Origin of the sequence: Kitasatospora sp. NPDC059146, from assembly GCF_042786665.1 — a bacterium.
Lineage (GTDB): Bacteria > Actinomycetota > Actinomycetes > Streptomycetales > Streptomycetaceae > Kitasatospora.
This window is the reverse complement of sequence record NZ_JBHZCY010000022.1, coordinates 79,865-89,995: the sequence shown is the minus strand read 5'-3', so window position 1 is coordinate 89,995 and position 10,131 is coordinate 79,865. Positions and strand designations below refer to the sequence as shown.

The window sequence follows — 10,131 nt, the reverse complement described above, 5'->3', positions numbered from 1 at the left end:
GGCCTCGTACTGGACGTACTTGGGCGATTCGGGCGTGCGTCCAGGCGGGATGCCCGGCGTCGCGCGCCTGGCAAGATCCGCCGGACAGGCCCTAACCGACGACCGAACGAAGGGTCGGCGGGGGCGGCGTCCGTGCCGCGCCCGCCGACCCTTCGTCGCGGTGCCCCGGTCAGTCCTCGGCGGGGGCGCCCAGCCAGTCCGCGAGGGCCTCGCGCAGCTCGCGCTGGCCGGGGTCCACGGCACCCCAGGCGACGTAGCCGTCCGGGCGGATCAGCAGCACGGTGTCGGCCAGCTTGCCGTGCGGGTCGGCCGGGGCGGCGCAGACCAGGCGGTCCGCCCAGGGCGCGGTGGCGGCCAGCTCGTCATTGCTCACCAGGACGAACTTCCCGGCGCGCAGCGCCTCGTAGAGCCGCTCGGGCCCGGCCGGCTCGCCGTCGGCGGGCTTGCTGAGGGAGGTCAGCCGGAGGTCGGGGACGCGCTTGCCGACCTGGGGGTGGGCGCCCTTGGGGGCGGGGTAGGCGATCTCGATGCCGGAGACCATCCGGGCGCCGCGCTCGGTGAGCAGGTCGAGGTGGCCGCCGATCGCGGTGAGCGCCCCGCGCAGGGCGCGGGTGGGGGCGGACTCGGCGAGGGCGATCCGGATCAGTGCGCCGGAGGTGCGCAGCACCGTCCTGCCGACCGGGTGCCGCTCGGCCTGGTAGGTGTCCAGCAGCGCGTCGGTGGCCCGGCCGCGGACGGCGGCGGCGAGCTTCCAGGAGAGGTTGGCGGCGTCCTGGAGGCCGGTGTTCATGCCCTGGCCGCCGGCCGGGGAGTGGCAGTGGGCGGCGTCGCCGGCCAGGAAGACCCGGCCGGAGCGGTAGTGGGGGGCCTGGCGCTCGTCGCTGTGGAAGGTGGAGCTCCAGCGCACGTCGTGCAGGCCGTAGTCCTCGCCCTGGGTGGCCTGGACGATCGCGGTGAGTTGCTCGGGGGTGGGGGTGGCGCCGTCGGCCTGCTGCTCGTTGCGGTCCCAGGCGATGACCCGGTACCAGCCGTCGCCGAACGGGGCGACGAAGGAGAAGCCGGCCTTGTTGGCGCCGACGGCGATCGCGTCGGCGGGCTCGCGCTCCAGCCGGACGTCGGCGAGCATCACGGAGTCGACCACGGACTCGCCGGGGAACTCGATGCCGAGCAGCTCGCGCACGGCGGAGCGGACGCCGTCGGTGCCGACCGCGTAGCGGGCCCGGTGGCTCTGCCCGTCGGCCGTCTCCAGGGTGACCGCCTCGGCGTCCTGGCGCAGCCCGGTGACCTCGGCGCCGCGCAGGATCACGGCGCCGGCCCGTTCGGCGCGCTCCTGGAGCACCCGCTCGACGTTGTACTGCGGGGTGATCAGGACGAACGGGAAGCGGCTGGGCAGCGTGCTGAGGTCGATGCCGACCTTGTTCAGCATCCTGAGCCCGCTGAGCGGGCGGCCGGTGGCGATCAGCTCGTCGGCCAGGCCCCGGGCGTCCAGCAGCTCCAGGGTGCGGGCGTGCACGGCGAAGGCCCGGGTGAGGTTGGACTCCGTGCTGCGCTTCTCCAGGACGGTGACGCCGACCCCGGCGGCGGCGAGGTCGCCGGCCAGCAGCAGTCCGGTCGGTCCGGCGCCGACGATGACGACATCGGTTTCGGTCGGCTTCACGGCCATGTATCAGCTCCCGTTGTTCGGAGGGCGGTTACGCCGTCCCCGGCGTTCTCCCAGCCTCCATCATCGCGGGCGCCGGTGGAGCTGTGAACCGCCGGTCCCCCGGTGGCGGGTGGCCGACCGGGGGACCGGGGGTGCGGGCGGGGGCGGGACGGCCCCGCCGGCTCAGCTGTGGCGGCGGATCTCCACGGTGCGGAACCGGTTGGCGACGAAGGCGCCGTCGCAGTACGCGGAGTTCGCGGCCGGGTTGGCGCCGGTGCCGTGGAGGTCGGAGAAGGCGGCGGTCTGGTTGGGGTAGACGCCGCCGGTGAGGTTGAGCGAGAGCGAGACGCCGGAGTCCAGCGCGGCCTCGACCAGCAGGGCCTCCACCTCGGGCGAGGTGGTGTAGCCGGAGGCCGTCATGGCGCCCTTCTCGCGGACCGTGGTGCGCAGCAACTCCACGGCGGCGGGGGTGGATTCGACGGCGACGGCGAAGGAGACCGGGCCGAAGCACTCGGTGCGGAACACCGCGCGGTCGTCCGGCTTGTCGGCGTCGAGCTTGACCAGCGCCGGGGTGCGGACGGTCGCACCGGGGAAGTCGGGCGAGACCACCGCGCGCGGGGCGAGGGCGAGTTCGCCGTACTCGCCGCCGGCCGCGGCGGCCGAGCGCTGGAGCACGCCCGGGTTGACCACGGCGCCGAGGATGGCGGCGGCGCGGGCGTCGTCGGAGAGCAGGCCCTCGATGGCGGCGGCGAGGTCGGTGACGACCTGGTCGTAGGACTTGTCGCCCTGGTCGGTGCCGATGCCGCCGCGCGGGATCAGCACGTTCTGCGGGGTGGTGCACATCTGGCCGCTGTACAGCGAGAGGGCGAAGGCCAGGTTGCCCAGCATGCCCTTGTAGTCGTCGGTGGAGTCGATGACGACCGCGTTGACGCCGGCCTTCTCGGTGTAGACCTGGGCCTGCTTGGCGTTCTCCTCCAGCCAGTCGCCGAAGGCGGTGGAGCCGGTGTAGTCGATCATCCGGATCTCGGGGCGGACCGCGAGGGTCGCGGCGACGGTGCCGCCCTCGTGCTCGGCGGCCAGGCAGACCAGGTTGGCGTCGAAGCCGGCCTCGGCGAGCACCTCGCGGGCGATCGCGACGGTCAGCGCGAGCGGCAGCACGGCCCGCGGGTGCGGCTTGACCAGCACCGGGTTGCCGGTGGCCAGCGAGGCGAACAGGCCCGGGTAGCCGTTCCAGGTGGGGAAGGTGTTGCAGCCGATCAGCAGCGCGAGGCCGCGCGGGACGACGGTGAAGTCCTTGGTCATCACCAGCGGCTCGCGCTTGCCCTGGGGCTTGGTCCAGCCGGCCTGCCGCGGCAGCCGGGTCTGCTCGGCGTACGCGTAGGCGACGGCCTCCAGGCCGCGGTCCTGGGCGTGCGGCCCGCCGGCCTGGAAGGCCATCCCGTAGGCCTGGCCGGTGGTGTGCATGACGGCCTGGGCGAACTCGTGGGAGCGGGCGTTGATCCGCCGCAGGATCTCCAGGCAGACGGCGGCGCGCTCCAGCGGGGAGGCGGCGGCCCACCCGGGCCGGGCGGCGTCGAGCGCGGCGACCAGGGCGTCCGGGCCGGCGTGCGGGTAGGTGATGCCCAGCTCGATGCCGTACGGCGAGACCTCGCCGCCGACCTGGTCGCCGTCGCCGGGGTGGCCGTCGAGGACGAAGGGCCGGCCGAGGAGGGCGTCGAAGGCGGCCTTGCCGTCGGCCGGGCCGCTCTCGCCGTAGGCCTTCGGGAACTCGGGGTAGGCGGACCAGTAGTCGCGCGTCGCGGCGGCGGCGAGCGCGGCGTCCAGGGTGGCCTGGTGGCGCTCGACCAGCTCGCCGACGAGGGGGTGGGTGACCGCTGCGGGCATCTGTGCGCTCCTCAGAGGGGAGGACGGGACACGTCACAGGGTAACCGAACGATCGGTCGGCTCAAGAGGGCGTGGGGGACGGATTCCGCCGGGAACGGGGAAGGGGCGGGTCCCGTAGGACACCGCCCCCGTGCGCTCGGGTGGACCGGTCGTGCGACCGGGTGGACCGGTCTACGGCACGCCCAGCTCGAAGATCACGAACCCGGCGTACCAGCCCGAGGCGATCGCACCCGTCCCCAGGACCGTCGCCAGCACCGGCCAGCTGAGTTTGCGCATCCCCACCGCCAGCGCGATGAACAGCGGGAACGCCGGCAGCAGGTAGCGCGAGACGTTGCCGAAGATGCCCAGGCTGCCGAGCACCGAGACGATCGTGGCCAGGGTGTAGGCGGTCAGCACCAGCGGCGGGCGCAGCCGGACCAGCAGCACGATCAGCACCGGCAGGCTGAACACGATCAGGGTGGCCAGCAGGTCCGGCACCGGGAACGCGAAGGGGTAGTCGCCCCGCCCCAGCAGCACGCCGCGGATCGCCTGCCAGGTGCCCTGGCCGCCGTCGAAGTAGTGCAGCCAGGCGTCGTGCTGGATCCGGAAGTAGCCGCCCCACTCGCCGGTCCGCCAGCCCACCCAGGCCACGTAGCCGAGCAGGCCCAGCGGGGCCAGCAGCATCGCCGCCAGCGGGCGCAGCACCCCGCTCTCCCGGCGGTACAGCTCGACCAGCGCGGCCAGGCCGACGGCGCCGATCAGCGCCGCCGAGGTCGGCCGGTTGAGCCCGGCGACCAGGGTGACCGCCCCGGCCGCGACCCACTGCTTGGTCATCGTGAAGTAGCAGGCCCAGGCGGCCAGCGCGACGAACAGCGAGTCCGAGTAGACGGCCCACTCGGCGCCCGAGCCGGGGGCGATCGCCCAGATCCCGGCCGCGATCACGCCCGCCCGGGGGCCGGACAGCTTCTCCACCACGGCGTAGATCCCGGCCGCCGCGAACAGCGAGGCCAGCACCGAGACCAGCATCCCGGCGCCGTACAGGCCGAGGCCGGTGACGTCCGAGGTGAGCCGCATCAGGCCGGGGTAGAGCGGGAAGAAGGCCGCCGAGTTCTGCTCGATGGTGAAGCCCGGCTGGCCGCCCGGGATCGGGACCAGCGCCGGGTGGTAGCCGAACTGGGCGACCTGCTGGTACCACCAGCCGTCCCAGCTGGCCAGCACGTCCCAGGGGTTGGTGCCGCCGCCGAAACGGGCCGGCTTCTTCGCGTAGTCGCCGGAGAAGGAGAGCAGCTTCATGAAGACGGTGAAGCCGACCAGCTTGAGCACGGCGTAGCACCACACGGCCGGTCCGAACCGCACCACCAGGGCCCGGGCGCGGTCCTGCCAGGTGGGGGTGACGCCCGCCGGGTCCTCGCCGCGCTGGTCGGGCACGTCCTCGGGCAGGTCGGAGGAGACTGCCGGTATTGCGTTCATCAGCTGCGGACCCCAGCCTGCTGGACGTGGACGATCGTCCGCAGATTCTAGGCGGTCCCCCCTCCGGATGGTGTGGACCAGCTCCGGCCGGTGTGGACCGGCTCCGGACGGTGCGGACCGGCTCCCTCCGGAGCGGACCGGCCGGACCCGATCGCGTACCCCGCCCGGCGGCCGGGGATACTCGGAGGATGGCCGATCACACCACGCGCACCGCCTACACCGTCGAGTCACTGCTCGCGGTGACCGTCGACGTGTTCAACGAGCGCGGATACGACGGCACGTCGATGGAGGACCTCTCCCGGGCGGCCGGGATCTCCAAGTCCTCGATCTACCACCACGTCCGCGGCAAGGAGGAGCTGCTGCGGCTGGCCGTCGGGCGGGCGCTGGACGGGCTGTTCGCGATCCTGGCCGAGCCGGAGGCGGTGGCGGGCCCGGCGGTGGAGCGGCTGGAGCACGTGGTGCGGCGCACCGCGGAGGTGCTGCTGGCGGAGCTGCCGTACGTGACGCTGCTGCTGCGGGTGCGCGGCAACACGGCCACCGAGCTGTGGGCGCTGGAGCGGCGGCGGGACTTCGACCACCAGGTGGCGGAGCTGGTGCGGGCGGCCGTCGCGGACGGCTCGCTGCGCGGGGACGTGGAGCCGCGGCTGGCCACCCGGCTGCTGTTCGGGATGATCAACTCGATCGTGGAGTGGTACCGGCCGGGGTTGAAGGCGGCCGACGGGGTCGCGGACGCCGTGGTGCACCTGGCCTTCGACGGGCTGCGGGCGCGCTGACCCGGCGGGCCTAGGGCCTGTCCGGCGGATCCTGCCAGGCGCGCGACGCCGGGCATCCCGCCTGGACGCACGCCCGAATCGCCCAAGTACGTCCAGTACGAGGCCGACTCGGGCGCACGCCCAGCCGGGCGCCCAACGCCGCGCGCTGATCTGCCAAGATCCGCCGGGCAGGCCCTAGTCGGGGGGCACCTGGTCGGTCTCCTCGAACACCAGCATGGTTTGTGTACCGAGCACCTGCGGGATGGACTGGATCCGGTTGAGGACCAGGTCCCGCAGGGCGTGGTTGTCGGCGGTGTGCACCAGCAGCAGGACGTCGAAGTCCCCGCCGACCAGGGCGATGTGGGCGACCCCGGGCAGCGCCAGCAGCTGCTCGCGCACGGTGCGCCAGGAGTTCTGGACGATTTTCAGGGTGATGTACGCGGACGCGCCCTGACCTGCCCGTTCGTGGTCCACCCGGGCGGTGAAGCCGCGGATGATGCCGTCCTCGACCATCCTGGAGATCCGGGCGTAGGCGTTCGCCCGGGACACGTGCACCCGCTCGGCCACCGAGCGGATCGAGGCTCGACCGTCCTGCTGCAGCAGCCGCAGGATCGCCCGGTCGACCCGGTCGAGTCTGGACATCTGTTCAGCCGACATGACCCCCCACCCTCGCCGATTGGACACACTGCCACCAGTCGACCGCCGCTCGGGCCGAATGTCCACCACCTTGTCACGCTTCTGGTCAAGATGAACAGACGACCGAACAATCGGTAGGGAGCCCCCGCCACCCCTGGAGGTGCCCCGAGATGACCGTTCTCGACCACAGACACCACACCGGTGTGCCCGGCTGGATGCCCGGGGCCACCGCTCCGCGCACGGATCCGGCCCCCCTTCTCCCGGACGTCTCCCCCGTCCGGGTGCTCGGCACCCCCGCGTTGGAGAAGCAGGACCCGGCGCTGCTGCGCGAGCTCTACCGGCGACTCGTCGTCGGCCGGCGCTACAACCAGCAGGCCACCACCCTGACCAAGCAGGGCCGCCTCGCCGTCTACCCGGCCTCCACCGGGCAGGAGGCCTGCCAGGTCGCCGCCGCCCTGGTGCTCGGCGAACGCGACTGGCTGTTCCCCAGCTACCGCGACACCCTCGCCGTGGTCTCCCGCGGGGTCGACCCGCTGGAGGCGCTGACCCTGCTGCGCGGCAACGCCCACACCGGCTACGACCCCCGCGCCAGCCGGACCGCCCCGCTCTGCACCCCGCTCGGCACCCAGGCCCCGCACGCCGTCGGACTGGCGCACGCCGCCCGGCTGCGCGGCGAACCGGTGGTCGCGCTGGCCATGCTCGGCGACGGCGGCACCAGCGAGGGCGACTTCCACGAGGCGCTGAACTTCGCCGCCGTGCTGCGGGCGCCGGTCGTCTTCCTGGTGCAGAACAACGGCTACGCGATCTCCGTCCCGCTCAGCGCGCAGTCCGCCGCACCCAGCCTCGCCCACAAGGCGGTCGGCTACGGCATGCCAGGGCGGCTGGTCGACGGCAACGACGCGCCCGCCGTGCACGCGGTGCTCGGCGAGGCCGTCGAGCGGGCCCGGGCCGGCGGGGGCCCGACCCTGATCGAGGCCCTCACCTACCGGATCGAGGCCCACACCAACGCCGACGACGCCACCCGCTACCGCACCGAACCCGAGGTGGAGGCCTGGCGGGAGCACGACCCGATCCTGCTGCTGGACCGCGCACTGCGCGGACTCGGCGTCCTGGACGACGGGCTGGTGCAGGACGCCGCCGACGAGGCGGAGGCGCTGGCGGCCCGGATGCGGGCCGAGTTCCACGCCGACCCGGAGCTCGACCCGATGGCCCTGTTCACCCATGTCTACGCCGAGCCGACCCCGCAACTGCGCGAGCAGGCAGCCCAGTTGGCCGCCGAGCTGGCCGCCGAAGCCGAGGTGCAGCACTGATGTCCACCGCTGTTTCCGCCCCTGCCGCCGGTACCGCCCGTACGGCGTCGATGGCGCAGGCGCTCAACTCCGCGCTGCGGGACGCCCTGCGCGAGGACCCCACCGTGCACGTGCTCGGCGAGGACGTCGGCGCGCTCGGCGGGGTCTTCCGGATCACCGACGGGCTCACCGCCGAGTTCGGCCCCGACCGCTGCCTGGACACCCCGCTCGCCGAGGCCGGCATCCTCGGCACCGCGATCGGCATGGCGATGTACGGGCTGCGCCCGGTGGTCGAGATGCAGTTCGACGCCTTCGCCTACCCGGCGCTGGAGCAGCTGTTCTCGCACGTCGCCAAGATGCGCAACCGCACCGGCGGCAAGCTCCCGCTGCCGATCACCGTACGCATCCCGTACGGCGGCGGCATCGGCGGCGTCGAGCACCACAGCGACGCCTCCGAGGCGTACTACACCAGCACCCCCGGCCTGCACGTGGTCACCCCCGGGACGGTCGGCGACGCCTACGGGCTGCTGCGCGCCTCGATCGCCTCCGACGACCCGGTGGTCTTCCTGGAGCCCAAGCGGCTCTACTGGGGCAAGGACGGGTTCGACCCGGCCGCGCCGGTCGAGCCGATCGGCCGGGCCGCGCTGCGCCGCACCGGCACCTCCGCGGTGCTGATCACCTACGGGCCCTCGCTGCCGGTCTGCCTGGAGGCGGCCGAGGCCGCGCAGGCGGAGGGCTGGGACCTCGCGGTGCTCGACCTGCGCACCCTGGTGCCCTTCGACGACGAGACGGTCACCCGGGTGGTGCGCTCGATCGGCCGGGCCGTGGTGGTGCACGAGGCCAGCGGCTTCGGCGGCACCGGCGCGGAGATCGCCGCCCGGGTCACCGAGCGGTGCTTCCACCACCTGGCCGCGCCCGTGCTGCGGGTCACCGGCTTCGACATCCCGTACCCGCCGCCGATGCTGGAGCACCACCACCTGCCCGGGGTGGACCGGATCCTGGACGCGGTCGCCCGGCTGCAGTGGGAGGACCGAGGATGATGCCCGTCGTACGGGAGTTCCGGCTGCCCGACCTCGGTGAGGGACTCACCGGGGCGGAGGTGGTGCGCTGGATGGTCGAGGTCGGCGAGGTGATCGCCGTCGACCAGCCGGTGGTGGAGGTGGAGACGGCCAAGGCCGTGGTGGAGGTGCCCTGCCCGTACGGCGGGGTGGTCACCGCGCGGTACGGCGCGGAGGGCGAGGAGATCTCCGTGGGCGCGCCGCTGGTGACGGTCGCGGTGGCGTCGGCGGCGGGGGTGGGCGAGGAGCTCGCCGCTGCCGGTGTCGTTGCCGCTGTCGCCGAGGTCGAGCGGCCGTTGGTCGGGTACGGGGTGCTCGAGAGCAAGGGCGGGCGGCGGCGCCGGGTCGGTGCGGTTGCTCCCGGTGCTCCCGGTGCTCCCGGTGCTCCCGGTGCTCCCGGTGCTTCCGTTGTTGCGGCTCCGGCTCCGGCTCCGGCTGTGGCTGTTGCGGCTGCGGTGGTGCCGGTGGCTCCGGTCGTGGTGCCGGTGATCTCGCCGTTGGTGCGGCGGCTGGCCCGGGAGCAGGGGGTCGATCTGACCGCGCTCGCCGGGAGCGGGCCGGACGGCCTGATCATGCGGGCGGACGTCGAACGCGCGGTCGCGGCCAAGGCGGCCGGCCCGGTGGCCGCTGCGGCGGTCGCCGCGCCCGTACCGGCCGGGTCGGACACGGTCGTCCCGCTGCGCGGGCTGCGCAAGGCGGTGGCCGAGAAGCTCGGCCGCAGCCACCGGGAGATCCCGGCCGCGACCTGCTGGGTGGATGCGGACGCCACCGAACTGATGGCACTGCGGCGGCAGTTGAACGCCGCCCCGGGCCCGAAGGTGAGCGTGCTGGCGCTGCTGGCCCGGATCTGCACGGTCGCGCTGGCCCGCTTCCCCGAGCTCAACTCCAGTGTGACGGAGGACGGTTCGGGCATCGTGCGGCACTCGGCGGTGCACCTGGGCTTCGCCGCCCAGGGCGAACGCGGACTTGTCGTCCCGGTGGTCCGGGACGCGCACACCCGCAGCACCGAGCAACTCGGCGAGGAGCTGGGACGGTTGACCGGGGCGGCGCGCGCCGGGTCGCTGACCTTGGCCGAACTGACCGGCGGCACCTTCACGTTGAACAACTACGGGGTGTTCGGGGTGGACGGGTCCACCCCGATCCTCAACCACCCGGAGGCGGCGATGCTCGGGGTCGGTCGGATCGTGGCCAAACCCTGGGTGCACGGCGGGGAGTTGGCGGTGCGCGAGGTGACGCAGCTGTCCTTCACCTTCGACCACCGGGTCTGCGACGGCGGGACGGCGGGCGGGTTCCTGCGGTTCGTGGCGGACTGCGTCGAGCAACCCGGGATGCTGCTGCGGCAGCTGTGAGCAGGGCGGGGTCGCCCTGGGTGTGCTGCTCGGCACTCAGGGCGACCACCGATCGTGTGAGAGTAGCGCGTT

8 protein-coding genes are annotated in these 10,131 nt (G+C 73.7%); 4 read left to right on the top strand and 4 right to left on the bottom strand.

What is annotated here, in order from left to right:
* Positions 1–169: 169 nt before the first annotated feature.
* The 3 genes from ACFXPX_RS13015 to ACFXPX_RS13005 form a co-directional block, all read right to left on the bottom strand.
* Positions 170–1,663, bottom strand: coding sequence for an FAD-dependent monooxygenase (locus ACFXPX_RS13015; RefSeq protein ID WP_380641012.1), 1,494 nt, complete (start codon positions 1,661–1,663; stop codon positions 170–172).
* A 162-nt stretch (positions 1,664–1,825) separates the two neighbouring features.
* Entirely contained in the window at positions 1,826–3,526 is a 1,701-nt protein-coding gene (gene paaN, locus ACFXPX_RS13010; protein WP_375891907.1) for a phenylacetic acid degradation protein PaaN, read from the bottom strand.
* Positions 3,527–3,697: 171 nt separating this feature from the next.
* Positions 3,698–4,975, bottom strand: coding sequence for a glycosyltransferase family 39 protein (locus tag ACFXPX_RS13005; RefSeq protein ID WP_380592959.1), 1,278 nt, complete (start codon positions 4,973–4,975; stop codon positions 3,698–3,700).
* Positions 4,976–5,163: 188 nt separating this feature from the next.
* Here ACFXPX_RS13005 and ACFXPX_RS13000 point away from each other — a divergent pair, with 188 nt between their 5' ends.
* Positions 5,164–5,748 carry a TetR/AcrR family transcriptional regulator gene (locus tag ACFXPX_RS13000; protein ID WP_375891910.1) on the top strand — a complete coding sequence of 195 codons (585 nt, stop codon included), beginning with the start codon at positions 5,164–5,166 and terminating at the stop codon, positions 5,746–5,748.
* Between the two features lie 174 nt (positions 5,749–5,922).
* On the opposite strand, the gene ACFXPX_RS12995 is transcribed toward ACFXPX_RS13000, so the two are convergent.
* Positions 5,923–6,369, bottom strand: coding sequence for an Lrp/AsnC family transcriptional regulator (locus ACFXPX_RS12995; protein WP_350507326.1), 447 nt, complete (start codon positions 6,367–6,369; stop codon positions 5,923–5,925).
* A 164-nt stretch (positions 6,370–6,533) separates the two neighbouring features.
* On the opposite strand from ACFXPX_RS12995, the gene pdhA reads away from it, so the two are divergent.
* From pdhA to ACFXPX_RS12980, 3 genes are read left to right on the top strand one after another with little or no spacing between them, the layout of a single operon-like run.
* Complete coding sequence (pdhA, locus tag ACFXPX_RS12990) at positions 6,534–7,673, top strand: pyruvate dehydrogenase (acetyl-transferring) E1 component subunit alpha (protein ID WP_375891913.1); 1,140 nt, start codon at positions 6,534–6,536, stop codon at positions 7,671–7,673.
* Positions 7,673–8,692, top strand: a complete 1,020-nt coding sequence (locus tag ACFXPX_RS12985; RefSeq protein ID WP_380526137.1) for an alpha-ketoacid dehydrogenase subunit beta — start codon at positions 7,673–7,675, stop codon at positions 8,690–8,692. The genes pdhA and ACFXPX_RS12985 overlap by 1 nt, the downstream gene beginning before the upstream one ends.
* Entirely contained in the window at positions 8,692–10,059 is a 1,368-nt protein-coding gene (locus ACFXPX_RS12980) for a dihydrolipoamide acetyltransferase family protein (RefSeq protein ID WP_380641014.1), read from the top strand. Before ACFXPX_RS12985 ends, ACFXPX_RS12980 begins: the two co-directional genes overlap by 1 nt.
* The last annotated feature ends 72 nt before the right edge of the window (positions 10,060–10,131 follow it).

Bases quoted from the DNA above. Each gene is read 5' to 3' on its own strand.
- ACFXPX_RS12995 (WP_350507326.1), bottom strand. From the start codon at position 6,369: ATGTCCAGACTCGACCGGGTCGACCGGGCGATCCTGCGGCTGCTGCAG.
- ACFXPX_RS13015 (WP_380641012.1), bottom strand. From the start codon at position 1,663: ATGGCCGTGAAGCCGACCGAAACCGATGTCGTCATCGTCGGCGCCGGA.
- ACFXPX_RS13000 (WP_375891910.1), top strand. From the start codon at position 5,164: ATGGCCGATCACACCACGCGCACCGCCTACACCGTCGAGTCACTGCTC.
- paaN (WP_375891907.1), bottom strand. From the start codon at position 3,526: ATGCCCGCAGCGGTCACCCACCCCCTCGTCGGCGAGCTGGTCGAGCGC.
- ACFXPX_RS13005 (WP_380592959.1), bottom strand. From the start codon at position 4,975: ATGAACGCAATACCGGCAGTCTCCTCCGACCTGCCCGAGGACGTGCCC.
- ACFXPX_RS12985 (WP_380526137.1), top strand. From the start codon at position 7,673: ATGTCCACCGCTGTTTCCGCCCCTGCCGCCGGTACCGCCCGTACGGCG.
- pdhA (WP_375891913.1), top strand. From the start codon at position 6,534: ATGACCGTTCTCGACCACAGACACCACACCGGTGTGCCCGGCTGGATG.
- ACFXPX_RS12980 (WP_380641014.1), top strand. From the start codon at position 8,692: ATGCCCGTCGTACGGGAGTTCCGGCTGCCCGACCTCGGTGAGGGACTC.